Annotated in this window: 19 protein-coding genes and 1 riboswitch; of the genes, 6 read left to right on the top strand and 13 right to left on the bottom strand. The window is 61.4% G+C overall.

The window, feature by feature from the left end; genetic code table 11:
• Positions 1-236 precede the first annotated feature (236 nt).
• From ACJJV2_RS10070 to ACJJV2_RS10060, 3 genes are all read right to left on the bottom strand, one after another.
• Positions 237-1,649, bottom strand: a complete 1,413-nt coding sequence (locus tag ACJJV2_RS10070; protein ID WP_225347911.1) for an amidase — start codon at positions 1,647-1,649, stop codon at positions 237-239.
• Between the two features lie 136 nt (positions 1,650-1,785).
• The gene (locus ACJJV2_RS10065) at positions 1,786-3,312 is read right to left on the bottom strand and encodes a sodium:solute symporter family protein (RefSeq protein WP_225347913.1); all 1,527 of its coding nucleotides are present in this window, start codon (positions 3,310-3,312) and stop codon (positions 1,786-1,788) included.
• A gap of 10 nt (positions 3,313-3,322) precedes the next feature.
• Complete coding sequence (locus tag ACJJV2_RS10060) at positions 3,323-3,562, bottom strand: hypothetical protein (RefSeq protein ID WP_107335026.1); 240 nt, start codon at positions 3,560-3,562, stop codon at positions 3,323-3,325.
• 268 nt (positions 3,563-3,830) lie between these two features.
• On the opposite strand from ACJJV2_RS10060, the gene ACJJV2_RS10055 reads away from it, so the two are divergent.
• The gene (locus tag ACJJV2_RS10055) at positions 3,831-6,023 is read left to right on the top strand and encodes an OsmC domain/YcaO domain-containing protein (RefSeq protein WP_216060952.1); all 2,193 of its coding nucleotides are present in this window, start codon (positions 3,831-3,833) and stop codon (positions 6,021-6,023) included.
• A gap of 141 nt (positions 6,024-6,164) precedes the next feature.
• Here the strand turns inward: ACJJV2_RS10055 and ACJJV2_RS10050 are convergent, their stop codons facing one another.
• Positions 6,165-7,106: a LysR substrate-binding domain-containing protein gene (locus ACJJV2_RS10050; RefSeq protein WP_347421079.1), complete on the bottom strand. Its 942-nt coding sequence runs from the start codon at positions 7,104-7,106 to the stop codon at positions 6,165-6,167.
• Positions 7,107-7,275: 169 nt separating this feature from the next.
• Here ACJJV2_RS10050 and ACJJV2_RS10045 point away from each other — a divergent pair, with 169 nt between their 5' ends.
• Together ACJJV2_RS10045 and ACJJV2_RS10040 are read left to right on the top strand one after the other, a co-directional pair.
• Complete coding sequence (locus ACJJV2_RS10045) at positions 7,276-7,980, top strand: SDR family oxidoreductase (protein WP_347421080.1); 705 nt, start codon at positions 7,276-7,278, stop codon at positions 7,978-7,980.
• 259 nt (positions 7,981-8,239) lie between these two features.
• A complete protein-coding gene (locus ACJJV2_RS10040; protein WP_054555908.1) occupies positions 8,240-8,923 on the top strand; it encodes a type 1 glutamine amidotransferase domain-containing protein in 684 nt (227 codons plus the stop codon).
• A 201-nt stretch (positions 8,924-9,124) separates the two neighbouring features.
• Here ACJJV2_RS10040 and ACJJV2_RS10035 read toward each other — a convergent pair whose 3' ends face one another.
• The 9 genes from ACJJV2_RS10035 to ACJJV2_RS09995 all read right to left on the bottom strand — a co-directional run bounded on the left by ACJJV2_RS10035 (position 9,125) and on the right by ACJJV2_RS09995 (position 23,267).
• Positions 9,125-10,180, bottom strand: a complete 1,056-nt coding sequence (locus ACJJV2_RS10035) for an ABC transporter substrate-binding protein (RefSeq protein WP_405280510.1) — start codon at positions 10,178-10,180, stop codon at positions 9,125-9,127.
• A 142-nt stretch (positions 10,181-10,322) separates the two neighbouring features.
• The gene (locus tag ACJJV2_RS10030; protein WP_405280507.1) at positions 10,323-12,518 is read right to left on the bottom strand and encodes a TonB-dependent siderophore receptor; all 2,196 of its coding nucleotides are present in this window, start codon (positions 12,516-12,518) and stop codon (positions 10,323-10,325) included.
• Between the two features lie 369 nt (positions 12,519-12,887).
• Positions 12,888-14,720 (bottom strand): allophanate hydrolase, encoded by a 1,833-nt coding sequence (gene atzF / locus ACJJV2_RS10025; RefSeq protein ID WP_405280504.1) that lies wholly within the window; start codon positions 14,718-14,720, stop codon positions 12,888-12,890.
• Positions 14,720-18,559, bottom strand: coding sequence for an urea carboxylase (gene uca, locus ACJJV2_RS10020; protein WP_405280501.1), 3,840 nt, complete (start codon positions 18,557-18,559; stop codon positions 14,720-14,722). The genes atzF and uca overlap by 1 nt, the downstream gene beginning before the upstream one ends.
• A gap of 208 nt (positions 18,560-18,767) precedes the next feature.
• A complete protein-coding gene (locus ACJJV2_RS10015) occupies positions 18,768-19,478 on the bottom strand; it encodes an urea amidolyase associated protein UAAP2 (protein ID WP_405280498.1) in 711 nt (236 codons plus the stop codon).
• An 84-nt stretch (positions 19,479-19,562) separates the two neighbouring features.
• The gene (locus ACJJV2_RS10010) at positions 19,563-20,333 is read right to left on the bottom strand and encodes an urea amidolyase associated protein UAAP1 (RefSeq protein ID WP_285461882.1); all 771 of its coding nucleotides are present in this window, start codon (positions 20,331-20,333) and stop codon (positions 19,563-19,565) included.
• A complete protein-coding gene (locus tag ACJJV2_RS10005; RefSeq protein ID WP_405280494.1) occupies positions 20,317-21,189 on the bottom strand; it encodes an ABC transporter ATP-binding protein in 873 nt (290 codons plus the stop codon). Before ACJJV2_RS10005 ends, ACJJV2_RS10010 begins: the two co-directional genes overlap by 17 nt.
• Entirely contained in the window at positions 21,186-22,010 is an 825-nt protein-coding gene (locus tag ACJJV2_RS10000; RefSeq protein WP_253061817.1) for an ABC transporter permease, read from the bottom strand. Before ACJJV2_RS10000 ends, ACJJV2_RS10005 begins: the two co-directional genes overlap by 4 nt.
• Before the next feature lie 108 nt (positions 22,011-22,118).
• The gene (locus ACJJV2_RS09995) at positions 22,119-23,267 is read right to left on the bottom strand and encodes a putative urea ABC transporter substrate-binding protein (protein WP_405280490.1); all 1,149 of its coding nucleotides are present in this window, start codon (positions 23,265-23,267) and stop codon (positions 22,119-22,121) included.
• A 53-nt stretch (positions 23,268-23,320) separates the two neighbouring features.
• Positions 23,321-23,429: riboswitch (guanidine-I (ykkC/yxkD leader) on the bottom strand.
• Between the two features lie 263 nt (positions 23,430-23,692).
• On the opposite strand from ACJJV2_RS09995, the gene ACJJV2_RS09990 reads away from it, so the two are divergent.
• The 3 genes from ACJJV2_RS09990 to ACJJV2_RS09980 all read left to right on the top strand — a co-directional run bounded on the left by ACJJV2_RS09990 (position 23,693) and on the right by ACJJV2_RS09980 (position 26,931).
• The gene (locus ACJJV2_RS09990; RefSeq protein WP_405280487.1) at positions 23,693-24,787 is read left to right on the top strand and encodes a DUF262 domain-containing protein; all 1,095 of its coding nucleotides are present in this window, start codon (positions 23,693-23,695) and stop codon (positions 24,785-24,787) included.
• 9 nt (positions 24,788-24,796) lie between these two features.
• On the top strand, positions 24,797-25,300 hold the full coding sequence (locus ACJJV2_RS09985; protein WP_405280485.1) for a hypothetical protein: 504 nt from the start codon (positions 24,797-24,799) through the stop codon (positions 25,298-25,300).
• A gap of 392 nt (positions 25,301-25,692) precedes the next feature.
• The gene (locus ACJJV2_RS09980; protein ID WP_405280482.1) at positions 25,693-26,931 is read left to right on the top strand and encodes a pyridoxal phosphate-dependent aminotransferase; all 1,239 of its coding nucleotides are present in this window, start codon (positions 25,693-25,695) and stop codon (positions 26,929-26,931) included.
• Positions 26,932-26,961: the final 30 nt, after the last annotated feature.

Raw genomic sequence — 26,961 nt, 5'->3', positions numbered from 1 at the left:
CGATTGTGCTGAAGTAATGTTTATTTACTGTTGAATCTACTATCGACACTGCTTCGCCAATCTTTAGCATCAAATTCCTGATGCTGTGGGTATCAGGATTCTCATCAATACGCTTGCCCCGCACGATTGCTCGGGCGGGGCGGGGTGGGATGTGAGGAGTGAGGTGTGAAGCGAGCTGAAGCCAGAGGCTTGAGGCATGCCATAAGCTCGGCGGCTGGTTGATGGACTTCTCTTGGCTAGGGCTTGGGATAGACAAGGCCAGGAAGCATCTCCTCAAGCAACATGGCCGCATGCATCACTTTCATATCCTGGAACTTTCCTCCCACCAGATGCAGTCCGACAGGCAGCCCATTGTCATCCAATCCGCAGGGGAGTGATGCCGCGGGTTGTTGGGTCAGGTTGAAGGGGTAGCTGAACGGCGTCCAGTCCATCCAGTCAGTGTATTTCTCGCCGGGTGGGACGTTGTGCCCAGCGACAAAGGGTGAAATGGGCAAGGTGGGGGTAACAAGCAGATCCCATTGCTCGTGGAAGGATTGCATGTGTGCGCAAAGTGCAGTCCGCTCTCGTCTTGCCGCCAGATATTGCGACAAGGAAATGTTGTTGCCGCGCTCTGCAATGTCCAGCAAGCCCGGGTCCATTTGCTCTCGCTGGCTGTCGGTCATCTTTTCGACCACCTGGGTGGCACCCGCGAACCACAAGGTATTGAAGGTATCGAGGGGACAGGAAAACCCGGGGTCTATCTCGATGACGTCAGCGCCCAGTCTCGACAGTAGAGCGACCGCTTCGTCCACTCGCAGGCGTATGTCCTGTGCAACGTCGACATACCCAAGCGTCGGGCTGTAAGCGATTTTCCATCCTTCAAGAGACAATGGGAGTGGCGCATTCCAATGAATGCCATGCGGGTTGCCGAGCAATCCGTCTCGGGCATCCGGTCTTGCCATGCTGGCAAGCATCAGGGCGCTATCGGACGCCGTCCGCGTCATCGGTCCCAGGTGTGAGAGTGTCGACATGGCGCTGGTCGGCCACTGAGGAATCCAGCCAAACGTGGGTTTCAGGCCGAAGGTGCCGGTAAAGCTGCAGGGTATGCGGATCGAACCGCCCGCGTCACTTCCTTGATGGAGCATGCCCAGGTTCAGCGCGGCCGCTGCTCCAGCCCCGCCTGAGGATCCACCCGACGTCAGCGCGGTATTCCAGGGGTTGCGCGTTACGCCATGCAGGGGGTTGTCCGTCACTCCCTTCCAGCCGTACTCCGGTGAGGCTGTCTTGCCGAGAAAGACGGCGCCTGCCTTGCGCAGGCTCGCGGCGACGGGGGAATCGACGTCACTCCCCCCGTCGGGTGATGTGGTGGCGGAGCCGTACCGGGTCGGCATGTCCTGGGACAGCGTCAGGTCCTTGAGCGTTGTCGGCACACCGTCCAGCGGGCCGCAGGGCGAGCCGTTCATCCAGCGGGCTTCGGCGTCTTTCGCCGCCTTCATTGCCCCATCATGGGCGATATGCACGAAGGCATTGACCTTGGGGTTGAGCGTATCGATACGCTCCAGGCAGTCCCGGGTCAGCTCGACAGGGGATAGCTCACCCTGGCGAAATAGCGTCAGGGCGTCAGTGGCGGTCAATTCAGATAATTGCGTGGGAAGAGAGGCTGGGGTCATGTCAGATCCTGTCCATTGGCTATCAAGTGCCGGCTATCAGGTACTGTGATCAAGCACTCGCACGTGGGACGTTCTCGGCACGTGAGATGTTCTCGGCAATGAAAAGGGCCTGCGCAATGCAGGCCCTTGTCGCTGGTCAGCGGGCTTCGATCACCTGAGGTGAGGGAGCCGCATCATCTTCCAGCTGCTCCGGGTGATATTCCGCGGTGTAATCCCGACGCGCCCGCGCGAAGCGTTCCACCACATCGGCATCCTTGCGCTGCAAGGCCAGGCTGATGATGACGAAGGCTGACGCATTGAGGATCAGGCCCCAGATGCCGGCATGCAGGCCAAGCGGGTTGCTGACGCTGGCGCCGTAGGACAGCCAGAGGACGGTCACGATACCCAGGATCAGGCCCCAGAAGGCCGCTTGCGGGTGTGCCTTGCGCCAGGTGATGGCGCCCAGTGTCGGCACGATCAGCTGAGCAGTGCCCGCCAGTGCCGCGATCCCGATGGTGACGAGCAGCCCCGGAACGGTCAGTGCCAGGATGTAGGCCGCCAGAGAGAAGCCGACCAGAGACAGGCGCCCGATGTGGACGATGCGCTTCTGATCCGCTTGCGGGTTCACGTAGCGCTTGTAGATATCCATGGTGACGACGGTCGATACCGCATGGATCTGGGAGTTGGCGGTGGACATCGCCGCTGCCGCGCCAGCCGCCATGATCAGTGATGCCAGCAGATAGGGCGCATAGTTCATCAGCATGACGGGCAGGATCTGGTCAGCATTCTCCAGGCCAGGCTCCAGCAGTACGCCGGTGTACCCCGTGAGTACCGAGCCGAAGTAGGCGAAGGCGGCGAGCCCCAGCAGGAAGGGCATCAAGCCGAACAGCTTGCCGCTTTTCACCGAATACATGCGCAGCCAGATCTGGGGACCCATGAAGGCGCCGATGGCCACGATCACGAACAGAGAGAACCACATGGAGTAGCCCATGTTGCCATTCGGCCCCGGCAGCGTCAGATGCGCGGGCGAATCGCTGGCGAGCTGAGCGAACATGCTGGTCGGGCCACCTGCCTGGCCGGCGATGTAGTAACCCGCATACATCATGCCGAAGAACAGCAGCGCCCCGTAGATCACATCTGTCCAGGCGATGGCGCGAATTCCGCCGACCCACACATAGACGATGATGATGAAGTAGAACAGCAGTGCGGCCAGCCAGAAGGGCACGACGCCACCGGAGGCGACCTCGATCAGGTAGGCGCCGCCTGTCAGCTGGATCTGCAGATATGGCACGGTAAAGATCAGCGTGATGACGGCAACGAGGACTCTGAGTGCTTCACTGTTGTAGAAATCGCCCATCAGGTCTGACGGCGTCAGGTAGTCAAAGCGCTTGCCGAGATACCAGACGCGCTTGCCCACCCAGTAGTACATGAAGCCGAAGAGCAGGTTCCACGCAAGCGCGGTGAGATAGATCGGGCCACTGGTGTAGAAGGTGGCATTCGATCCCAGGAAGGCAAAGGCGCTCCACCAGGTGGCCGCCACCGTGAAGAACACGGCAATGCTGCCCATGGCCCGCCCCTGAACGAAGAAGTCTTCGCTCGTCGTCTGGGACTTGCGGGCCGAGACGAGCCCGACGATCAAGGGAATGATCATGAAGGCCGCGATGATCAAGATGCTTCCAGTCATGGTGAGCTCCTCAGCGCTTGCCGCCGGTGGAAGGGGCTCTGGCGCTACCCCAGTTGGTCAGGTAGGCATACAGGAACACGGCGGTGAGGAAGCCCCACCACACCAGGTTCCAGACGAGGAAGAACGGAACTCCCATCACCATGGGCTCGATCTTGTTGGCCATCAGCATCAATGGACTCTCGAGCATCAAGAATCCCAGCAGCATGCTGCCGTAGATGGCGACCTTGCGGGTCGTGAAGCGCTTTCTCATTGCATTCCCCTTTATTGTGGTTGGTGGGGCGGGTTGTGACCTGTCGTGTCGATGGCAGGGAACCAGGCATGGCAAAGCATCAATTATTGTATTTATGCGTATAAATTAACCAATAGGTGACAATCCCCCTACCGTCAAGGAAGTCACGGCGTTTTCGCTTTTCGCCTCACCCGCGACGCAGGCCCCCAAAATCTGGATAATGGCGGCCATCGCGTAGCCGTCAGACTGGCGTGCTGGCGCCCACACTCTTCACAGCGGTGCATCGTTCATGGAAATCAAGGTCAACTTTCTCGACAACCTGAGGCTCGAGGCGAAATTCGACGACTTCACGGTCATCACCGATCAGCCCATCCGCTACAAGGGTGATGGGTCGGCGCCGAGTCCGTTCGACTACTTCCTGGCGTCGTCGGCGCTGTGCGCGGCGTACTTCGTGAAGGTGTACTGCGTGGCGCGGGACATCCCGACCGAGAACATCCGCCTGTCGCAGAACAACATCGTCGACCCGGAGAATCGCTACAACCAGATCTTCAAGATCCAGGTGGAGCTGCCGGAAGACCTCTCCGACAAGGACCGTCAGGGTATCCTGCGTTCCATCGAGCGTTGCACGGTGAAGAAGGTCGTCCAGACCGGCCCGGGCTTCGAGATCGAGACGGTCGACAACCTCGACGAGGACGCCCAGGCATTGCTGATGGCGGAGCCGCCGGAAGGGCAGAGCACCTGGATCGAAGGCAAGGACCTGCCGCTGGAGCAGACCATCGCCAACATGACGGGCCTGCTGAATGATCTCGGCATGAAGATCGAGATCGCCTCCTGGCGCAACATCGTGCCGCACGTCTGGTCGCTGCACATTCGTGATGCCGCCTCACCGATGTGCTTCACCAACGGCAAGGGCTCGACCAAGGAGAGCGCGCTGTGCTCGGCCCTGGGCGAGTTCATCGAGCGCCTGAGCTGCAACTTCTTCTACAACGACCAGTTCTTCGGCGAAGCCATCGCTGACAGCGAGTTCGTGCACTACCCGAACGAGAAGTGGTTCCAGCCGGGCCCGAATGACGAGATCCCGGAAGGTGTGCTGGATGACTACTGCCTGGAGATCTTCAATCCGGATGGCGAGCTGGGCGGCTCCAATCTGATCGACACCAATTCCGGGCGTGCGGATCGTGGCATCGTGTCCCTGCCGTTCACTCGCCGTTCGGACGGTGAGACGATCTACTTCCCGTCCAACCTGATCGAGAACCTGTATCTCAGCAACGGCATGAGCGCCGGCAACACACTGCCGGAAGCTCAGGTGCAGTGTCTGTCCGAGATCTTCGAGCGTGCCGTGAAGCGCGAGATTCTCGAGCAGGAACTGACCCTGCCGGACGTGCCGCAGGAGGTGCTGGCCAAGTACCCGGAAATCGTCGAAGGCATCGAGGCGCTGGAAGCCCAGGGCTTCCCGATTCTGGTCAAGGACGCCTCGCTGGGCGGTCAGTTCCCGGTGGCCTGCGTCACGCTGATGAACCCGAAGACCGGCGGTGTCTTCGCCTCCTTCGGCGCGCACCCGAGCTTTGAGGTCGCCATCGAGCGCAGCCTGACCGAGCTGATGCAGGGCCGCAGCTTCGAGGGGCTCAACGACTTCATGCCGCCGACCTTCAACTCGCTGGCCGTGTCCGAGCCGAACAACTTCGTCGAGCACTTCATCGACTCCTCGGGTCTGGTCTCCTGGCGCTTCTTCAGCTCCAAGACCGATATCGAGTTCGTCGAGTGGGACTTCTCCGGCAGCAATGAAGAAGAAGTCGCCAACCTGTTCGGCATCCTCGATGAGATCGGCAAGGAGTCCTACATGGCGGTGCATGAGGATCTCGGTGCGCCGGTGTGCCGTATCCTGGTGCCGGGCTATTCCGAGGTCTATCCGGTCGAGGACCTGGTGTGGGACAACACCAACATGGCGCTGGATTACCGCGAAGACATCCTCAATCTGCATCGTCTCGATGACGAGCAGCTGGCGGACCTGGGCGAGCGCCTCGAAGAGAGCCAGCTTGATGAACACATGGACATCAAGACGCTGATCGGCATCGAGTTCGACGAGAACACCATCTGGGGCCAGCTGACGATTCTCGAGCTGAAACTGATGATCAACCTCGCGCTGGGTCAGCACGAGGACGCGCTGGATCGCGTCGAGATGTTCCTGCAGTACAACGACAACACCGTCGTGCGCGGCCTCTATTATCAGGCCATGAAGGCGGTGCTGGAGATCACGCTGGATGACGAGCTGGAGCTTGAGGACTACCTCTACAACTTCCGCCGCATGTTCGGGGAAGACACCATGGCTGCCGTGGTGGGCTCCGTGCAGGGCGAGGTGCGCTTCCATGGTCTGGAGCCGACCAACATGCAGCTGGAAGGACTCGATCGCCACCTGCGTCTGATCGAAAGCTACCAGAAACTGCACGCCCATCGTGCTGCCCTGGCGGCCAGGCAGGGCTGATGCTCGCCTGCTGAATCCCGTGGCATGACAAGAACGGCCCCTCACTGGATGGTGAGGGGCCGTTTTCGTAGCCGGGCGCTTATTTTCTGTGCTCTGGGCTCAGGGCTCAGGGCTCAGGGCTCAGGGCTCAGGGCTCAGGACTTAGCGCAGCACCTGCTGTCCCTCCGCCAGACGCTGACAGCATTCAATGATCTGCTCGCGGATCCAGCGATGCGCGGGGTCCTTCTGATAGCGGCGATGCCAGCTCAAGTGGAAGGGGAAGGAGGCGAAGGCGAGGGGCGGTGCCACACGGGTGACGGCGAACTGGCGACAGAAGTGCTGGCATAGCCCGGTGGGCAGGCTCGCGATCAGTGGCGAGCGCTCCAGCAGCGAAGGCACGGCCATGAAGTAGGTGACCGCCAGGGCCACCTCACGCTTGAGCCCCTGGCCCTCGAGCTGTTTGAAGATGCCGCTTTTCAGGCGGGTATGGGGCTGTACCAGCACATGGGCGTGGTGCTCGAAATCCGCCTTTGTCATGCGGCCTTCATCATCCAGACGCTCCAATAGCGGATGCCCGTTGCCGACCAGACAGTCGATGCCTTCCGTGATCACTTCCCTGACCACCAGATTCTCGGGCGGATCGACCTGACGCCCGAAGGCGAGGTCCGTCGTGCCGCTCATCACGCCGGCTTCGCTCATGTCCTGCGAGAGACGGCGTACCTGGAGGGTGATACCCGGCGCCTGTTCACGCAGGATCGTCGCCAGTTGCGGCAGGATCAGCACCTCGAAGTAGTCGTTGGCGGCGATCTCGAAATGACGGCTTTCGGTGGTGTGGTCGAAGTGCCGCTCGCTGTTGATCAGGCCGTCGAGGTCGGTCAGCGCCGCCTCGATGGTCGGGAACAGGTGATCGGCCTTTTCGGTAGGGCGCATGCGCTGGCGGTCGCGGATGAACAGCGGGTCATTGAACAGCTCGCGCAGCCTGGAGAGCGCCGCGCTCACCGAGGGCTGACTCAGGTGCAGACGCTCGCCGGCGCGCGTGACGTTCTGCTCGAGATACAGCGCATGGAAGGTGCGCAGGAGGTTGAGGTCGTAGTTGAGCTTCATGATGACTACCAGAGCAGGCGGAGTGTCGCGGCTGCACTCGGGCGAGTGAGCACTATTTGTCTGGATGATAGCAGCTATCTGTACTATCGATTATCACGATGCCAAGTTCAGGCGGTAGGGTAGTGATCAGAACACGACGAGTGATCCAAGCGACCCACAGGAGTGAGCCATGAGTGATGTGAAGCGGACGCAAGCCGAAGGGGAAAAGATCGTGCTGATCACCGGTGCCTCGAGCGGTATCGGTGAGGCCACCGCGCGCACACTGGTGAAGGCCGGGCACAAGGTCGTCGCGACCGCCCGTCGCAAGGAGCGCCTCGATGCGCTGGTCGATGAACTGGGCAGCGACAAGGTGCTGGCGATTGCCGCCGATGCCACGGAATACGATCAGCTTGCCAAGGTCGTCGAGCAGGCTGTCGCCCAGCATGGCCGTCTGGATGTGGCGTTCGCCAATGCCGGCACCGGCGTCAGCCAGGCAGGCACCGAGAACGGCGATCCCGAGGAGTGGAAGCGAGTCATCGACATCAACATCAATGCGCTGCTGTGGACCGCCCACGCGACCCTGCCGCACCTGAGAGAGAGCAAGGGCCACTTCCTCCTCACCAGTTCCGTGGCCGGCCGCGCCAATCATGCGGGCTCCATCTACAGCTCCAGCAAGTGGTTCGCCTACGGCTTTGGCCAGAACCTGGCGATGGAAATGGCCGAGTGGCAAGGCCGCTGCACCACCATTACCCCGGGCATGGTCAATACCGCCTTCTTCGATGAGCCCAAGCCGGACAAGCTGGACCCGCAGGATGTGGCGGATGCCGTGCTCTACGCCATCAGTGCTTCGCCGCGTGCCAATATCCGCGAAGTGCATCTGATGCCGACCTATTGAGCCGGTTGCCGGCATGCGAGTTGGCGAGCGGGTGCGCTCGATAAGCACGCTGGCGCAAGACAACTATTTGTGTGTGCGATAGTGGCTATCCGGACTATCGATTATGACGATGGTGGCGTGAGCAGTAAGCTTCATTCAACACAGGGCGAGCACCACTTGGTGGCCATCACGTGGTGAGCATCACGTGGTGACCATCACGTCGCCGACATCTTTCGTGAAGTGACCGTTGCGGGCTATCCCGCACGTTGAGGAGAGCATCATGAGCAAGGTTCTGGTAGTAGTGACATCCCACGATACGCTGGGTGACACGGGCAAGAAGACAGGCTTCTGGCTGGAAGAGCTGGCGGCTCCCTACTACGTCATGAAGGACGCCGGCATCGAGGTGACGCTGGCCTCTCCCAAGGGCGGTCAGCCGCCGCTGGACCCGGCAAGCCAAGGCGAGGATTTCCAGACGGATGCCACGCGTCGCTTCGACAAGGACGCCGCTGCTCAGCAGGATCTTGCCACCACCGCCGTACTGGCAGACATGAAGGTCGAAGACTTCGACGCCATCTTCTACCCGGGTGGCCACGGCCCGCTGTGGGATCTGACCAACGACGCGGATTCCATCCGTCTGATCGAGCAGTTCCATGCGGCTGGCAAGCCGGTCAGCTCCGTCTGCCACGCCCCGGCAGTGCTGTTGAACGCCCGCAAGCCTGACGGCACTCCCTTCGTGGATGGCGTGCGTGTCACCGGCTTCACCAATGGCGAAGAAGAAGGCGTCGGCCTCACCAATGTCGTGCCGTTCCTGGTCGAAGATGCCCTGCAGCAGAAAGGTGGCATCTATGAGAAGAAGGCCGACTTCACCTCCTTCGCGATTCAGGATGGCCTGATCATCACTGGTCAGAATCCGATGTCTTCCGAAGGTGTCGCTGAGCTGCTGATCGACAGCCTCAAGAAGTAGATCGGGCGAGTTCAGGCTCCATGAAAAACCCCGCGACCGGGTCACCGGTCGCGGGGTTTTCGTCTTTCAGGTGGCGGGTCTCAGCTGCGCCCGCCTGGTTCAGTTGTTCTGAGCCAGTCGCCTGTTTCAGTAGAACGAGCCAGTCGCCTGTTTCAGTAGAACGAGCCAGTCGCCTGTTTCAGTAGAACACGCCAGCCACCATCAGCCATTCGAGGCTTTCGCTGCCCGCGCAAGCTGGGTCACGTAGGCATCGAGCACTTCCGGCATCGAGAGCGGTGTCGGGTTGGCCGCCGTGCCCATCGGGTCATTCTCCAGCAGGATGACCCTGTCGTTGCTGAAGGTGGGCAGGTCATTGTCCGCAAGATGCTGGTTGAGGCGCTCAATCAGCGCCTGACCACCATAGGTCAGGATGATATCGACGTCGGCCAGCTCCGCCAGTTGTTGCGGGGGCACTCGCCCGCCGATCTTGCCGTCGCTGGCACTCGCCGTCACGAAGGGCGGGGAGGTCAGCCCCAGCTCGGCAAGGAAGCGCCCCCGGGCATCGTTGTCGTTGTAGAAGGCGATCCGGGTCGGGTCTTCGGGATCGATATAGCGCAGGGTGATGGCCGACTTGCCCTTGATCTCCGGGTGGGTGGCGATGTTCTCGGCGACCTGCGCCTCGAGACGCTCAATCAGTGCTTCCCCTTCGGCGGCCATGCCCATGCCGGCACTGTCGAGGCGAATCATGTCGCGCCAGCTGGAAGACCAGCGCGGGCCGGGGCGCGCCACGACCGGAGCGATCTTGCTGAGCTTGGCGTAATCGTCTTCGCTCAATCCTGAATAGGCGGCGAGGATGACGTCCGGCTGGCTGGCGGCCACGGCATCGAAATCGAGGGTCTTGCCCTGATCGAACAGATTGGCCGAGTCGGCCCCCAGTGCTTCGAGGCGCGCCTTGACCCACGGCATCATGCCGTCGCCATCATCATCCCCGAAGTCCTGACGGGGGAAGCCCACCGGCACCACGCCCAGTGCCAACGGCACTTCATGATTGGCCCAGGCGACGGTGGCGATACGTTGCGGCTTGTTCTCGATGACGGTGGTACCGAAGGCATGTTCGATCGTGAGCGGATACTGCGCCGTTGCCTCGGCGGAGGCGGCAGATGTTCTGGCAGACGACGTGTGTGCAGTCGCTGACTCGTGTGCCTGTACGGCAGGCGTGAGGCAGGCAGCCATGACGGTGGTCAGGCCGATGGCGCAGGAAAGTCGCGTGAGTCGCAAGGGAGACTCCTTGTGTGATCGGCTGGCGGCAGACGCCGCTGGCCAGAGACGAGGTGACAGCCCCTGGCGGGGAGAGGCTGTCATTGGGTAGGCAAGCGTTACGTGTGGAGACGAGTGCCCTGTCGGCAGGGCGGGCCCATGCTCAGAAGTCGTAGGTCATGCTCAGCAGCGCACTGCGCGGCGCGCCGTACAGGTACTGGCTGTAGAAGCCCTGCTGCGTGTAGTACTCCTCATCGAAGAGGTTGGACACGTTGAGCTGGGTGCTGAAGTTGTCATTGAAGCGATAGCGCGCCATGGCGTTGGCGAGGAAGACATCGCCCTGGCCGACCTTCTCGGTACCGGTGGGCGTGTCGGTATCCTTGTAGGTATCACCCTGCCAGGTGCCACCAGCGCCCAGCGTCAGACGCGACCAGTCGCCGGGCAGCTGCCAGGTGGCGTAGACCTTGGCCTGCTGGCGCGGATAGCTGGTATTGAGCTGGGTGCCATCGGAGTCCTCGGCGTCCACCAGTGCGTAGCTGGCGGAGAGATTGATGCCCGGCGCGACTTCACCGGCCACTTCCAGTTCGAAGCCTTCGACCACGGCGCCGTCTGACTCGGTGTAGGCCTGATCGGTGGTGCCGGCGACATAGACGCCGGGGATCTCGACGGCCAGATTGTCCTGCTCGCTGCGGAAGACGGCGAAGGACACGTCAGCGCGGTCCTCGAACAACGCCGCCTTCAGGCCCGCTTCATAGCTGGTGCCCTCGAGCGGGTCGAGCAGGGCGCCATCGGGGGCACGTTCGCTCTGGGTGTTGAAGATCTGTGTGTAGCTGGTATAGGCGGTGAGGTTGTCGGTAATGTCGACGATCAGGCCGGCATAGGGCGTGAACTCATCGTTGTATTCGTAGCTGCGCTCGCCACGGTAGTCCTGGTCGATCTCCCAGTCGGTCAGGCGGGCGCCGATGATCAGGTGCACGGGGTCGGCCAGCGAGAAGCGCGTCACGGCGTAGAAACCGCTCTGCTCGGTTTCGGTGTCGTCGGTCAGGCCCCATTCGCCCCATTCCGGCTCGACCAGCGCCGGGTCATCGCGATCGGTGAAGCTGCCCAGCGCCGGCACGGCGCTCGCCGGGGTGCGGCTCCAGATCTCGTACTCTTCCTTGAGCTGCATGTAGCCAAAGCCCAGCTGGTGCTCACGACCGAGCAGCTCGAAGGGGCCCTCGGCGCTCAGATTCAGGTTCTTCTGGGTGCGATCACCGCGATAGTCGACCAGATAGGAGGTCGTCGGATACTCGCGATTGCTGTCGTAGTAGAGGATGCCGTTGTCACGATCCACATAGCCGCCACGGTAGTTGTAGGTCAGCCCGTAGTTGGCATCGCCATGACTGTAGGCGGCGGTCGCCTTCCAGCCGTTGGCGAAGTAGTGGGTCAGGTCGGCGAAGCCGCGCGTGTTCTCGGTGAAGAAGTGCGCCCATTCGGTATTGTTGGCGACCGACTGGTCGAAGTCGGTGCGCGTGCCGTCGGTGTAGTAGAGCGGCACGCCCAGATAGGCGCCATCCTGGTCATAGCGCTGATACTCGACCCCGACGTTCAGCTCGGTGTCAGGCGTCAATTCGGCGGCGATCACCCCGTAGAGGGTCTCGCGGTCATTCTCGACATCATCCATGAAGCTGTCGGAGCGGTCCTTGGCGGCCACGAAGCGCACGCCGACCTTGCCGGCATCATCCAGCGGCGTGCTGACATCCACCACGCCACGTCGTCGGTCCCAGCTGCCGACAGCGCCTGTCACGCTGGCCGCGGCTTCGTCCAGCGGCTTCTTGCGCACGAAGTTGACGGTGGCGGACGGGTCGCCGACGCCTGTCATCAGGCCGGTGGCCCCGCGGACCACCTCGACGCGATCATAGATGGCGGTGTCCCACTCGGCGTCGCCGAACGGCCAGAAGCTGCTGGTGTTGCTCTGTTGGCCATCGAACTGGAAATTGCGGATGGTATAGCCGCGCGACTGGAAGCTGGCGCGGGTGCCGTCCAGGCGATTGGAGGACACGCCCGGCAGGCGGTTGATCGCCTCCGTGGTGCTGGTCAGCGCCTCATCATCCATCTGCTGGCGGGTCAGGAAGCTGACAGACTGCGGTGTCTCGCGCGGCGACAGGGTCAAGCCATTGGCGCTGGTGCTGGAGTCGACCGTATACGCCTGAGTCTCTTCCGTGGTGCCGCCTTGCGCCTCGCCGACGATGGTCATCGCCTCAAGTGTGCGAGTCTCATCCGCGATAGCGGTGGCACTGAGCAGTGACGAGGTCGCGAGCGCAATGGAGAGGGCGAGTGGCGAGCGAGTGAAACCTGGACGGCGGAGTGAGTGAGCCAAGACTGCGTTCCCTAGTTGTTTATAATAATCATTATTATTTACCCGCTGGCGGCACTTTTGTTTTGCGAAATGCCAGACACGCTTTGCGGGATGCCAAGAATGAAAATTTCGGGGAACTTCATGAGCCCGACGTGGTGCTATCGGGCGATGGGTCTGGTCATGCGGCAGGCCAGAGACAGCTGCCGGGCCACTCATGCAGGCCATGCATGCGGGCCACGTGTTCGACACATTCAGGCCACGCACGCAAGCGTCATACTGAAACGCCCCGCGACCGTTCATCCGGTCGCGGGGCGTTTCGTTTCAGATCTGTTGCTCTTTGTCTTGTGGTGCAGGACGGCTCAGGGTTACGGATCAGAGGTTACGGCGCGCTCACTCGCGCTCGACCCACGCCTTCCAGCCGCCGTACTCGCTGATGTCCGTCATCGGCACGCCGCTGTCAGCGGATACCGAGCAGATGAAGCCCGCGACCCAGCGGCCATCTTCGAGTTCGATCTGGCCCAGTCCCAGCGGGAAGGGGATGCCGGCGAGGAAGCTGCCGACGCTGCCGATGGGCAGAGACCAGACCTCCAGCGCGATGCTGGTGCCGTTCTGCGGGGCACGCAGCATGGCCGGTTTGGCGGGTGTCGCGTCATCCAGTTGATAGAGGCGGTAGCTGGGTGCGCTGTGAGTGCGCGCGACCAGACGGGCATCGCGCTGGGTGAGCTGATGATTGAGCGGCATGCCACTGAGGTGTGCGCCGCAGACGGCGATCTCGAGTCGGCCATTGGCCGCCGCGGGCAGCTGGCTTTCCGCGAGGCGCGCCTGGGGGCGGGCGACGGCGCTGGCACCGAGCGGCAGCGCGAATTCATGCTCGAGCAGACGCGCGATGCTGAGCAGCTGCAGGTCTTCGAAGGCCGGCGCGAACAGCGTCACGCCCCCCGGCAGGCCCTGGCGGTTGAAGCCCACCGGCACGGCCAGCGCGCTCAGATCCAGCAGGTTCATGAAGTTGGTCCAGGTGCCCAGCTCCGAATTGACCGCGATCGGCGCCTCGGCCAGCTCCGCCTTGGTCGGCAGGCGCGGCGTGGTCGGCGCCAGCATCACGTCCACCTGCGCCAGCAGCGCCTCGGCCTGACGGCGGTATTCGGCCAGTTGATAGCGCGCATCGAAGGCATCGACGGCCAGCGGCGTGGCACCGCCGAGGGTGATCTCGCGGGTTACCGGGTGCAGCGCCTCGGGATTGCGCTCGATCAGCTCGCGCACCGCGTGGTAGCGCTCCGCCACCCAGGGGCCTTCATACAGCAGGCGCGCGGCGGCCAGCAGCGGGCTGCAATCCAGCTCGATCAGCTCGGCCCCCAGCGCCTTGCACTGGCGCATCGCCGCTTCCATGTAGCCGCTGTAATCGCTGTCGGTATGCCACTGAGTACGCGGCGGCACGCCGATGCGCAGGCCAGCCAGGTCGGGCAGCACGCCATAGGCCTGGCCGTGAACGCTGAAGTCATGCTCGCGCGCCCAGCGGTTGTCGGCATCGAACTGTGCGGTGACGGACAGCACCTTCGCGGCATCATCGCAGCCCAGCGCGAAGATGGAGATGGTATCCAGGGTGGCGCAGGCCGGCACCACACCGCCTGCACTGAGCAGGCCAAGCGTCGGCTTCACGCCGACCAGATTGTTGAAGCAGGCCGGAACCCGCCCGGAACCCGCCGTGTCCGTGCCCAGCGCGAAGCTGACCTGGCCCTGGGCGGTGACGACGGCCGAGCCACTGCTGGAGCCACCCGGCACATAGGCGGGGTCGAAGGCATTGGCCGGGGTGCCGTAGACCGGCAAGGCGCGTTCACCGACCAGCCCGGTGGCGAACTGGTCCAGATTGGTCTTGCCCATCGGAATCGCGCCTGCCGCGATCAACTGCTTGACCACGAAGGCGTCGTCACTCGGCGTGTAGGCAAAGTCCGGGCAACCGGCGGTGGTGGTCACGCCGGCGAGATCGATATTGTCCTTGATCGCGAAGGGAATGCCGTAGAGCGGCAGCGACTCGGGCGCCACGTCGTCCAGACGTGCCAGATAGGGTTCCAGCTGCTGTGCTGACAGGCGGGTGATCCAGGCGGCGTCGGTCTCGGCCTGCGCGGCCAGCAGCTCGTCCACCAGTTGGCGCGGCGTCATCTCACCGGCCTGATAGGCCTTGCTCAGCGCCGTGATGCTAAGGTTGAGCGGGGTATGGGTCATCATCACAGCGTCTCCTCGGAGGACAGGGTCGATCGGGTGTTGTCTGATGCGCTGGCATCAGCGGAATCCGTGGCTTCGATGGCGGTCGACAGTACGATCAGCGGTTGGCCGGGGGCGACGCCACTGCCTTCCTTGATCGGCAGGCGCACGACACGGCCAGCGGTGTGGGTGCGAATCTCGACTTCCATCTTCATCGACTCGACCAGCGCCACCACCTGGCCGGCCTCGACGTCATCGCCCTCGGCGACTTCCAGCTTCCACAGGCTGCCGGTGACCGGCGTCTCGATGCCCAGCTCGTCATCACTCAGGCTGTCGGCTTCCTGCACCTCGTTGATCTGATCCTCGAAGGTGAACTGGCCGCGCTCATGCCAGTCGTCGATTTCCTGCTGGAAGGCCGCCTGGCGGCGTTCACGGAAGGCATCGGTCTCGGCCTGGTGCTCGGCGATCTGCGCCTGATAATCGGCGAGACGGAAGCGCGTCTTCTCGATCTTGAGGTCGTAACGCCCCTGCGGATGATCACGACGGATCTGCTCGAGTGCTTCATGGCTGACCGGATGGAAGCGCAGCTGATCGAACACGCGCAGCAGCCACGGGGTGGTGAAGTGTTCGGTGCGGCGATAGCGATTCCACATCTGCAGCGTGCGGCCGACGAACTGATAACCGCCCGGGCCTTCCATGCCATACACGCACAGATAGGCGCCGCCGATGCCCACCGAGTTCTCGGCGGTCCAGGTACGTGCCGGGTTGTACTTGGTGGTCACCAGCCGCTGGCGCGGGTCCAGCGGCGTGGCCACCGGTGCGCCGAGATAGACATCGCCGAGGCCCATCACCAGATAGCGGGCGTTGAGTACCGTCTCGCGCACTGCCGCCTCATCGCCGAGGCCATTGATGCGGCGAATGAATTCCAGATTGCTCGGGCACCAGGGGGCGTCCGGGCGCACCGAGCGCTGGTACTTGTCGATGGCCTGCTGACACGCCGGGTCATCCCAGGACAGCGGCAGGTGCACGGTGCGGGCCTCGATCTCGATGTCCTCGACATCCTTGAGCGCGACTTCGGCCTGTTCGAGATGCGCCATCAGTGTCTCGAGCGTCAGGCTGCGCGGGTCGTAATGCAGTTGCAGCGAGCGGATGCCGGGGGTCATCTCCATCAGACCGGGCAGCGGGTGCTCCTTGAGCCACAGCATCCAGGCATGGGCGCGGAAGCGCAGCGCGATATCCAGCTCCATCTGGCCGAACTCGATCAGCAGGAAGTCATCGCCGGCGCGGCGATAGACGATCTGCTCGCCGCCTTGTTCGGCACTTAGACGCTTGAGCACCGGCGAGTCAGCGGGGCGCGGACGTTTTGCGGCGATGGCGCTCAGCGTGGCGCCGCTGGTCTCCGCTAGGCCCTTTTCCAGAGTGTCGAGCTGGCCACTGGCGAGGGCGGCGATCACGGTGTCCTGCTGCACCTCGATGGTGCGGGCTTCCTCCAGAGTCAGCGCGACGAAGCGGATGCGATCACCGGCGGCCAGCTGGCCCAGCTTCCAGCGCTCGGCACGCACCACGGTGGCCGGACACACGAAGCCGCCCAGCGACGGGCCGTCCGGACCGAGGATGACCGGCATGTCACCGGTGAAGTCGATGGTGCCGAAGGCGTAGGCGTTGTCATGGATATTGGAGGGGTGCAGACCGGCCTCGCCGCCGTCGGCGCGCGCCCACTGCGGACGCGGGCCGATCAGGCGTACGCCGGTGCGGCTGGAGTTGTAATGCACTTCCCAGCGGTGGCCGAAGAAGGTGCTGATGTCGTCTTCGGTGAAGAAGTCCGGCGCCCCGTGCGGGCCGTAGAGCACGCCGATCTGCCATTCGCGGCCCGTTGTCTTGCCTTGATCATTCTTGCCTTGCGCCTCATTCACTGCACCAGCGCCCTGCGGGATCAGCGCCTCGGGCAGCCGGGTCAGGGCGGGCAGGTGGCACTCGGCGAGATCGGCCAGCGGCAGGATGTCGCCACTGCGCAGCGCACGTCCGGCATGGCCGCCGAACTGGCCCAGGGTGAAGGTCGCGCGCGAGCCCAGATACTGCGGGCAGTCGATGCCGCCGGCGATCAGCAGATAGCTGCGCGCGCCAGCGGCGACCTTGCCCAGACTCAGGGTGCTGCCAGCGGCGATCTCATGCACCTGCCACAGGGCAAGCTCGTGAGTCGCGGCGTCATCAGCGCCGTCTTGCGGTGCTGAAACGGACAGCGTGGCGGGCAGCGGCGCGCCGGCCAGTACCACGCGCGTGGCGCGGTGGAAGTGCAGCGTCGGGCCATTGAGGGTGATCTCGAGGCCTGCGGCATCGGCGGCGTTGCCCAGCAGCGCATTGCCGAGACGGAAGGCGTAGTCATCGAAGGGGCCGGAGGGCGGCACGCCCACATCCCAGTGGCCCAGGCGACCCGGCATGTCCTGCACGGTGGTCAGAGTGCCGGGCACGAGTACCTCGAAGGTCGGCGCGGCCCACTCGAGGCCTTCCAGCCAGCGGGTGTAGATCTCGACATTGATGAAGCGCGGGTCTTCCAGCAGGTGCGACAGCCACTGACGGTTGGTCTCGATACCGTAGAGGCGAGAGGCCGCCAATGCCTTGGAGAGATCGCCGCGCGCCTGCTCGCGGGTCGGTGCGTGCACCATGATCTTGGCCAGCATCGGGTCGAACCAGGCGGGGACCTCGAAGCCGGCCTCGATGGAGTGATCCACCCGCAGCTGGCTGTCGTCGGCGAGGGCGGCGGTCACGGCGTCATTGGCGAACTCCACCTCGGTGAGCAGGCCGCTGGAGGGACGGAAGTCGTGCTGCGGATTCTCGGCATAGACACGTGCCTGCATGGCGTGGCCGCGGGGAGTGAGCGGCGCGACCATCTCGCGCAGATTGCCCAGCTCACCGGCGCCCAACTTGAGCATCCAGGCGACGATGTCCACGCCCCACACCAGCTCGGTGACACCGTGCTCGACCTGCAGGCGTGTATTGACCTCCAGGAAATAGAAGGCCTGACGCTCGGCGTCATAGATGAATTCGACGGTACCGGCGCTGCGGTAATTGACGGCTTCGCCCAGGCGGATGGCGGTGGAGATCATGTCGTCGCGAACGCGCTCGGGCAGATCCGGTGCAGGGCATTCCTCGATGACCTTCTGGTGGCGGCGCTGACTGGAGCAATCGCGCTCGCCCAGCGCGATCACCGTGCCTTCTCCATCACCGAACAGCTGCACTTCCAGATGACGGGCGCGGGCGATGTACGCCTCGAGGAAGACGCCACCATCACCGAAGTTGCGCTCGCCCAGGCCCTTGACCGAATCGAAGGCGCGGCTGAGGGAGGCTTCGTCGTCACAGACCTGCATGCCGATGCCGCCGCCACCGGCGGTGGACTTGAGCATCACCGGATAGCCGATACGGGCGGCCTCGCTCAGTGCGCTCTCGACATCGTCCAGCAGGCCGGTACCGGGCACCAGCGGCACGCCGGCATTCTCGGCGATGGTGCGCGCTTCGTGCTTGAGGCCGAAGGCGTGGATCTGCTCGACGGTCGGGCCGAGGAAGACAAGGCCGGCGGCGTCACAGGCCTGGATGAAGCGGGTGTTCTCGGACAGGAAACCATAGCCCGGGTGCACGGCCTGAGCGCCACTCTCGCGGGCGATGGCGATCAGCTTGTCGATGTCGAGATAGGTCTCGGCGGCGGCACCTTCGCCGAGGCTGTAGGCTTCATCGGCCTCGCGCACGAAGGGGGATTCACGGTCGGCTTCTGCGTAGACGGCGACGCTCTGGACACCGAGGGCACGCAGCGTGCGCTGGATTCGGGTGGCGATGGCGCCACGGTTGGCAATCAGGACCTTGTGGAACATGACGGAGTCATCCTTCCGGCGGCGGGTCGTCCCGCCTTCAAACTGTGAGCTGCCGGTCGTCCGGTAGCCGGGCAGAGCCTTGGAGAGCTGACGAGTGATGCAAGAGAGATGACATCGTCAGGTGGGGCTCGGCCGTTTCTTGTCGTATGCGTGTTCGAAAGCTTCGCTGTCAGCTCGGCGGCTCAGCTCGGCCGATCAGCTCGGCGGATCAGCCTAGCGGCGAGTCGCTGATGCGGATGGCGACCGGTGTCGGGTCGTAGCCATTGCAGGGGTTGTTGAGCTGCGGGCAGTTGGAGAGCAGCACGTAGACGTCACGCTCGGCGACCATCTCGACGTACTTGCCCGGGCCGGACAGGCCGTCCTCGAAGCTCAGGCCGCCATCGGCGGTGACCGGCACGTTCATGAAGAAGTTGATGTTGTGGCCGATGTCGCGCTTGGTCAGGTCGTACTTCGGGTAGCGGGCGATGGCCAGCATCCAGTTGTCGCGACAGGAGTGCATGTGGCGCTTCTCCAGGTCGTAACGCACGGTGTTGGACTCGCTGGAGCAGGCGCCGCCCAGGGTGTCATGCCGACCGCAGGTATCGCCGGTGATGGTCAGCAGTGCACGGCCACGCGTGGAGTAGAGCACCGTGCCGGTGGTCAGGTAGACCTTGCCCTGCTCGCGCACGGTGTCCATCGCGCTGTAGCGCTCGGCGGTGTCGTCGGCGGAGAAGAACAGGGTGTCGGCGGCCTGATTGCCATGCAGGTCGGTGATGCGCAGGTGCTGGCCGGCGCGGACCAGGCCGATGAAGTGATCGCCGGCCTCGATGGTGCGCTCAAGCTCGCGCGGCTGCTGTGCGGGGTCGGCGTAGCTCAGCGGGGCGCCGTCCGTCGCGGCCGGGGTGTGGGCATGTGGGAGTTCGAGTGTCGAGGTGCACATGGGGATGTCCTTTGTCCTTGTCATCTGGGGCGTCGTTTGCCACTAGCCAGTCGGCGTGGCGTCCATCTGCTGTCGGGGGACGCCTCAGCCCGCCAGGTGATAGAGCTGGTTGTTGGCGTAGGCGCGGGCATTCTCGGGGCGCGACAGATAGCAGGCGTCATGCTCATCCATCGGCGTCGCGGTGCCGAAGGTCATGTCCACGCCGCGCAGCGGATAGTCCTCGGCGGGGTCCAGCGGATGCGGACAGGTGTGCAGCATGACGAGGGTGTCCATCTCGAAGCGCAGGGTGACGCTGTCGCCGGCGGCGCAGTGGTCCGCGACGTAGTGCAGATTGGCGTCTTCATCGGCGCGCACGCGGGAGAACAGGTTGAGGTTGGCGCACAGGTCGCGCTCGCCCAGACCGTACTTGGCCATCTCGATCAGCAGGCTGTCGTGGCCGCTGGGCGTGAAGTCATTGAAGGCTTGCTGATAGGCCTTCTTGTGCCAGCCCTTGGCGGCGAAGTGGTGCTCCATCAGGTTGCCGCTGGCGCTGTCATGCCAGCCGAGATCGTCCTGGATGATGGAGGCGAAGATACGGCCCATGTCGGAATACAGGCAGTGGCCTTCGGTGAGGCGGAAGGTGTGCTGACCCTTGAGGGTATCCGGCAGATTGAGGCGCTCAAGCGTATCCAGCGGGTTGTACATCACCAGGCCGACATTGGCGTTGGCCTCGCTCGCGGTCAGCTTGAGCGCGCTGCCACGCGGCATGCGCATCGACCAGTGATGGCCGCCGGGCAGATGGGTCTTGTACTTTGCAGTAAAGCTCGCGGTAAAGCTGGCGCGGTCGGTGGTTGCGGCATCAAGCGGTATGTTCATTGAATTGGCCTCCGGTGAGAGTGGCTTGGGAAACGGAGTTGGCTGGTGTCGTCAGCGCTTCGTGCTCGCGCTCGAGCGTCGTTTGGTCAGAGCCCGGTGGGTGAGCCCCCGGCTGCTGGGACGACGCCTTGGTCTTGCTACGCTCGGTGGGCAGGTCATAGGTGATGGTCGAGCCATAGGCCTGCGGGGCCTGCGCATCGACACGCACCTTGTCGAACACCCAGACGCGCGAGCCCAGCTCGAAGGCTTCCTTGAGGTCGTGGGTGATCATGAAGATGGTCAGCTGCTGTTCTTCCCACAGGCGCAAAATCAGCTGGTGCATGTCCTTGCGAATGCCCGGGTCCAGCGCGCCGAAGGGCTCATCCAGTAGCAGGATGCGCGGCTTCATCATCAGCGCCTGGGCGATGGCGAGGCGCTGCTGCATGCCGCCGGACAGCTCATGCGGGTACTTGTCCAGTGCGTGGGACAGGCCGACTTCCGCCAGGCGCGCTTCGGCGGCGACCCGTGCTTCACGGCGCTTGGCCCCGAACAGCTTGCCGGTCAGCGGGGCTCGTGCCAGCTCCTCGGCCATGATCACGTTGCCCAGCACGGTGAGGTGCGGGAAGACGGAATACTTCTGGAAGACGATGCCGCGGTCCGGGCCCGGCTCGCCGGGGATGGGCTTGCCATCGAGCAGCAGTTCACCGCGCGAGACGCCCTCGGTGCCCAGCAGCAGCTTGAGGAAGGTGGTCTTGCCGCAGCCGGAGGCGCCGACCAGGGTGATGAATTCTCCGGCCTCGACGGTCAGGTTCATGCGTTCCAGCACGACCTGCTGGCCGTAGTGCTTCTCGAGGCCCTTGGCGTGGATCAGGCTCATGATTGGCTCTCCTCAGCGTGGTACCAGGGGAAGGCGCGGGTCGAGACGAGCACCAGCAGACGGTCGAGCAGGAAGGCCAGCAGCGTGATCCAGGCCACGTAGGGCAGGATGACGTCCATCGCCAGATAGCGACGCACCAGGAAGATGCGGTAGCCGAGGCCATCCTGGGCGGCAATGGCTTCGGCGGCGATCAGGAACAACCAGGCGCTGCCGAGTGCCAGGCGCGTGGCGCTCAGAAGGCGCGGGGTCAGCTGGGGCAGCAGTACGCGGGTCAGCACCTGCCAGGAGCTGGCGCCCAGCGTCTGGGCCTTGATCAGCTGCTCATCGGGCAGGCGCAGGGCCTGATTCTGCAGGTCGCGAATCAGGAAGGGCGTGATGCCGATGACGATCAGCGCGATCTTGGCCAGCTCGCCGGTACCGAAGGCGATGAACAGGATCGGCAGGATCGCCATCGGCGGAATCAGGGACAGCACGGTGATCAGCGGTGACAGCTTGGCGCGCAGCAGCGGCAGGCCACCGGTGAGCAGGCCGACGCTCAGACCGATCAGCGCACTGATCAGCACGCCGGCCAGCAGGCGCTCGAGACTGGCGAAGGTGTCGGTCCACAGCGGCAGGTCGCCGGTGCGCACGTTGACCTCGGTGGCCAGTCGCGAGAACGACTCGCCCATGGCGGCGAAGGACGGCAGCAGGCGGTCATTCGGGTTGTCGAGTAGTCGCTGGTTGGACTGCACGATGTAGAGGATGGCCAGCAGCGCGAAGGGCAGGCCACCGAGCAGCCAGCGGCCACCACGGGAGGGTGTCAGATTGATCAGGCGTTTCATGCGCGGGCTCCACGGGTGCGAACGAGGGTGCGGTCGAGGGAGGCGGTCGGTTCACGTTCCGCGAGGCAGGCTGCCCCGCGGAGCGTGTGCGGCATCCACCGCGTGGCGTTACTGACTGTTGGCCAGTGCGGCGGTGTAGCTAGGGTCGAAGCGCAGCATCACGTTGCCTTCATTGCCGATGACGCCGGCGGGGGTCTCGATACCGATGAAGCCGGCATCCGGGGCGCCTTCGCCCAACAGGCCCTGCGCGAAGCTGAAGTCGGCGATGTGCTGCATGGTGTCCTTGAGGCTTGGCGCATTGAAAGCGGCCACGGCCTCGGCGGGGGTGTAGTACATGTGGGTCGCGGCCAGCTGGGACTGATAGCCGGCGAGGTCGGTGCCGGCGGCATCGGCCATCTGGGAGAGGGCGTCTTCGTCACCGGCCTTCATCTTCTCCATCACCTCATACCAGGCACCGACCAGTGCGTGGCCGAAGTCCGGGTTGTCCTTCAGCGTCTGGGTATTGACGACCATCAGGTCGAGAATCTCGCCGGGAATGTCGCTGGAGTTGAAGACTTCGGTGTAGCCGGGCATCTCCTTGAGCGTGGCCAGCTGCGGGTTCCAGGTCACCACCGCCTGGGTGTCGGTGTTGCTGGCCAGAGCCACGATATCGGCATCGCCGGTATTGGTGGTGGTCAGGTCGCGCTCGCTCATGCCGACGCTGTCCAGTGCGCGTGCCAGCAGGTAGTGGGAGACACTGAACTGCACCAGATTGACCTCGCGGTCCTTCAGGGACTCGATGGAATCGCCATCGCGGACCATCACGCCGTCGTTGCCATCGGAGTAGTCGCCCAGGATCAGCGCGGTGGAATCGACACTGCTGGCGGCGGGGAGGGTCAGGGCGTCCATGTTGGTCATGGCGCAGCCATCGACATTGCCGGAGGTGTACTGATTGATGGACTCGACGTAATCGTTGACCTGCACCACATCGATATTGATGTCGTACTTCTTGGCCCACTTGTCGACGATGCCCTGGGTGTCCGCGTATTCCCACGGCATCCAGCCGGCATACACCGACCAGCACACGCTGAAGGAATCCTGCGCCACGGCCTGCGGGCTCAGCGATGCGCCAAGCAGCAGGGCGCCGGCCAACGCAGCACGTCTGGAAGCGTTTCGGGAAATGGCAGATGAAGCAGATGAGACAGCAGCGGATGACACCTGGGCGCTGGCATCCGAGGGGGAAGTCGCGGACTGGGAAAGGCGAGTGAGCTGGGTCATTGTCGTTATCTCCGGCGGAAAAAGTGAGAGGCGCCGACCTTTACAGGCTTTGCGTCTCCCGGGCTTTTGTCCCGCCGTGTAACCCCCAGCTTGGAGGTCGAGTGCTCTCGGACCAGTCGTGACGGCTATCAGCCAGTCACCGGAACCCTAGCGCTCCATTGGTGTAGATTTTCGATTGTTGTATGCCTATCGGTGCCTCGCTGAATGTCTAGCAGGAAGTGTGCCATATAAAAAATATAACTATATTTCAGTGGTTTGTAGTAAAATCAATCTATTATGTAGATGCGTTCCTTTATAAAATGCACCATGATGGTGAGGTTCTGGATCTATGCACCAGTTTGTGTTGATTGTTGGTTTTTAGAAGTTGATGCTTTACTGATATTTTGATATATGATTGTCTGATTATTCTTAAGGTGAGCGCCATTATGAACGACGAGAATATGAATGTTGCTTTAGAAAATGTGGAAGAAAATACATTCTATGAAGACGAATCGGAGCAACAGCCGCCTTCTGACATAGTTGCATATAATGAATTGAGGTCTTGTGCTGACCTTTTTAGAATGTACGAAAAAGGAATGCTTGATATCACACCAGAATTTCAAAGGGAATCTGTGTGGAAGTCTGCGGGACAAACTCGGTTCATTGACTCTCTTATAAAGCAACTGCCTATTCCAAGTATGTGTTTTAGCTTAGATTATAAGACACAGAAATGGCAGGTTATTGATGGATTGCAAAGGATGTCCGCTATTATTCGTTTTATGACGGATAAAGATTGGCGCCTGTCAAATCTTGATGATATAGATAAGAGGTTATCAGGTGTTAAGGTTTCTAGGTTACGCGATCCCGAGTCTTCAGAGCATATTTTATATCAGAGATTAGAAAACTTAACTCTTCCAATCACTGTGCTCCGTTGTGACCATGCTAAAAAAAGTCATATGGAATATCTGTTTACTATTTTTCATAGACTGAATACTGGAGGGATGCGCTTAAACAATCAAGAGATAAGAAACTGTATTTATAGCGGAGATTTTAATAGCCTCCTCAAAGAGCTAAATGAAAATGAAGACTGGCTGCATATAAATCATATTAAGGCCTCCGAGGATCAAAGGTTTAAAAATGTAGAGGTTATATTAAGATTTTTCTCTTTTTATGACAACCTTCAAGAGTATAATGGGGTTTTATCCAAGTTTCTTAACGAATATATGCGGAGAAATAGGAATCCAAGTGAGCAATTCTTGGATAGTAAAAAGGTACTTTTTAATCGCACTGTCCAACTTATTAATAGTTCTATTCTTAGAGATGAAGACCGCATCGGGTCCTCAACACTTGAAGCTTTGCTTGTAGGTGTCGCTACGAATATTGATTACCTGGAAAGCCTTGATCAAAGACGGCTTAGAGTAATGTTTGATAATTTGAAAAGTTCAGCATCATTAGCTCCTGCTTACCTAAGTGAGGGGATTGCGAAGAAGACTAAGGTCGAAGAGCGGATTTCGACATCGATTCAAATTTTTAGTGAGTGATCTGAGGCTATGATTGCCAAGTCTTACATCAATGAAAATTTATATAGCTTAGATCGATTATATAATAAATCTACTGGAAACAAGAAAAAATTATATTACTCTAAGCTGGCTTTGCTTGAATTGTGCGGTTGGCTTGAAGAGAGCATGGATGATATTGCACTAAGATCTTCAAGCAGAGTTCTTAAAGACGCTTCCAGTAAGAAATATTTTTCTGACCGTGTAGTGAAAAGAACTTTTGGGTTTGAGTATGAGAAACATTTTAAGAATATGATTGTTTCTTTGATAGGGTTGACTGGGTGGGAGAAGCTTGAAAAGAAAATCGATGCAGCCGTCCTGATTACATTTAAAGCGACGCTCGGTAATCTTAAGGCAATGAGAAATAAAGAAGCACACACCCATTTAAAAGGTACGCAAAGATTAGTTGATGCTCCCTCTCTGACTATAAATAATTTCGGAAAGTTATATAAAGGGCTGAAGGAGTTTGAAAAAAAGTTAAAGGAAATGGGGTATTGATATAATAAGTTAAGCTAAGTTTGGTTAAATTGGGAGGGTGGATTTTTCTCGCTCCCATTAAGTTATATAGATTGTGAGCTTTTATATCTCAGCGACCGTAAATAATTGTAGGTGCTAGGAGTGATTGTGATTTATTATTGGTTTTTAGTTCATTAACTATCATATTGCTTCTATCTAAGCGCTCACAATGCAGCGCGCAGCTTTCTCAAGGGGTTGCCCTTGCCGCGGCGCATGGTTGCGCGATCCGGCGCGTCGTTTCGTTGTGCCTCTCACCAAAGTCTTATACGTTGGTGGTGCTTTATTAGCACATACAAAAACAACGGCTGGCTCCCGATTGCCCGTGTGGTTTCACACGAGGGGGAAGGGCAGCAGCGACAGACAAAGGACACACGATGACAGACGTAGTCGAGAAGGATCTGCAGGAGTCTTCTGTGGTTCAGGCGGTTGAGAAGGGCTCTCCATCATCGCGTTCGCGTCGTGGTTTCCTGGGCATGAGTGGGGCGGCAATTGCCGGGGCGGCGTTGGGTCAGTTCCTGCCGGGTATCCCCAGTGCCTTGGCCAAGGAGACGGCACCTGCGGCGGCGGTGCTCAAGCCTTCCGCCAAGTCACCGGTGCGACTCAACTACAACGAGAATGCGCTGGGTATGGCACCGTCTGCACAGCGTGCCGCAGCGGCATCCATCCCGCATTCCAATCGCTATCCCTTCGCCCATCTGGGCAAATTGCAGTCATTGGTGGCGACTCACCACAAGGTGCCGAGCGAGAGCATTCTGTTCACGCCGGGCTCCTCGGATGCGATCCGTGCCAGTGTGCTGGCCCATGCGACTCCCGATACCCAGCTGGTGATTCCCGAGCTGACTTATGGCGATGGCGCCCTGTATGCCGGCTTCTATGACCTCGCCATTCGCAAGGTGCCGTCCTCGCGCGAGGACTGGTCATTCAAGATTTCCGACATGAAGCAGGCCGTGGCCGACCACTCCGGCCCCTCCATCGTCTATCTGGTGAACCCCAACAACCCGACCTCGACCATCATTTCCAGCGATGAACTGGAGGCCTGGGTCAACGACAGCCGCGACGATACGCTGTTCATCATCGACGAAGCCTACGCCGAATTCGTCAATGACCCGGCCTTCCGCTCCGCCGATCACCTGATTGCTGGTGGTGCCAGGAACGTCCTGCTGCTGAAGACCTTCTCCAAGATTCATGCCATGGCAGGCCTGCGTGTCGGCTACGCCGTCGGCGATGTCGATCGTCTCGAGCACGTCTCCCACTACGTCGAAGACGATGCCATGACGCTGTCGTATCCTGGCGTGATGGCGGCGACGGCCTCCATGCAGTCACCGGAGTTTCTGGTCCACAGCAAGCAGAGCAACGATGAAGCGCGCGCCATCTTCACGGCGACGTTCGACGAGCTGGGTTGGGAGTATCTGCCGGGGCAGACCAACTTCGTCTTCCACCGTATCTCCAGGCCGCTGAAGGAATTCCAGACCGCGATGAAGGAACGCCACGTGCTGATCGGGCGCGCCTTCCCGCCGGCCGATGGCTGGTGTCGCATGTCACTCGGCACGCCGGAGGAGATGCACTATGTCGCCGCCGTGTTGCGCGAAATGAAGGCCAAGGGCATCGTCTAGCCGTGACGATCTCCCTTGCAGGAAGACGCA

It is taken from the genome of Cobetia sp. Ld8 (assembly GCF_045066615.1).
Lineage (GTDB): Bacteria > Pseudomonadota > Gammaproteobacteria > Pseudomonadales > Halomonadaceae > Cobetia > Cobetia amphilecti.
The sequence above is the reverse complement of the archived record's forward strand: the minus strand, read 5'-3'. Positions and strand labels throughout refer to the sequence as shown.

Coding starts and splice junctions, on each gene's coding strand:
- ACJJV2_RS10070 (WP_225347911.1), bottom strand. CDS start 1,649: ATGACCCCAGCCTCTCTTCCCACGCAATTATCTGAATTGACCGCCACT.
- ACJJV2_RS10065 (WP_225347913.1), bottom strand. CDS start 3,312: ATGACTGGAAGCATCTTGATCATCGCGGCCTTCATGATCATTCCCTTG.
- ACJJV2_RS10060 (WP_107335026.1), bottom strand. CDS start 3,562: ATGAGAAAGCGCTTCACGACCCGCAAGGTCGCCATCTACGGCAGCATG.
- ACJJV2_RS10055 (WP_216060952.1), top strand. CDS start 3,831: ATGGAAATCAAGGTCAACTTTCTCGACAACCTGAGGCTCGAGGCGAAA.
- ACJJV2_RS10050 (WP_347421079.1), bottom strand. CDS start 7,106: ATGAAGCTCAACTACGACCTCAACCTCCTGCGCACCTTCCATGCGCTG.
- ACJJV2_RS10045 (WP_347421080.1), top strand. CDS start 7,276: ATGAGTGATGTGAAGCGGACGCAAGCCGAAGGGGAAAAGATCGTGCTG.
- ACJJV2_RS10040 (WP_054555908.1), top strand. CDS start 8,240: ATGAGCAAGGTTCTGGTAGTAGTGACATCCCACGATACGCTGGGTGAC.
- atzF (WP_405280504.1), bottom strand. CDS start 14,720: ATGATGACCCATACCCCGCTCAACCTTAGCATCACGGCGCTGAGCAAG.
- uca (WP_405280501.1), bottom strand. CDS start 18,559: ATGTTCCACAAGGTCCTGATTGCCAACCGTGGCGCCATCGCCACCCGA.
- ACJJV2_RS10015 (WP_405280498.1), bottom strand. CDS start 19,478: ATGTGCACCTCGACACTCGAACTCCCACATGCCCACACCCCGGCCGCG.
- ACJJV2_RS10010 (WP_285461882.1), bottom strand. CDS start 20,333: ATGAACATACCGCTTGATGCCGCAACCACCGACCGCGCCAGCTTTACC.
- ACJJV2_RS10005 (WP_405280494.1), bottom strand. CDS start 21,189: ATGAGCCTGATCCACGCCAAGGGCCTCGAGAAGCACTACGGCCAGCAG.
- ACJJV2_RS10000 (WP_253061817.1), bottom strand. CDS start 22,010: ATGAAACGCCTGATCAATCTGACACCCTCCCGTGGTGGCCGCTGGCTG.
- ACJJV2_RS09995 (WP_405280490.1), bottom strand. CDS start 23,267: ATGACCCAGCTCACTCGCCTTTCCCAGTCCGCGACTTCCCCCTCGGAT.
- ACJJV2_RS09990 (WP_405280487.1), top strand. CDS start 23,693: ATGAACGACGAGAATATGAATGTTGCTTTAGAAAATGTGGAAGAAAAT.
- ACJJV2_RS09985 (WP_405280485.1), top strand. CDS start 24,797: ATGATTGCCAAGTCTTACATCAATGAAAATTTATATAGCTTAGATCGA.
- ACJJV2_RS09980 (WP_405280482.1), top strand. CDS start 25,693: ATGACAGACGTAGTCGAGAAGGATCTGCAGGAGTCTTCTGTGGTTCAG.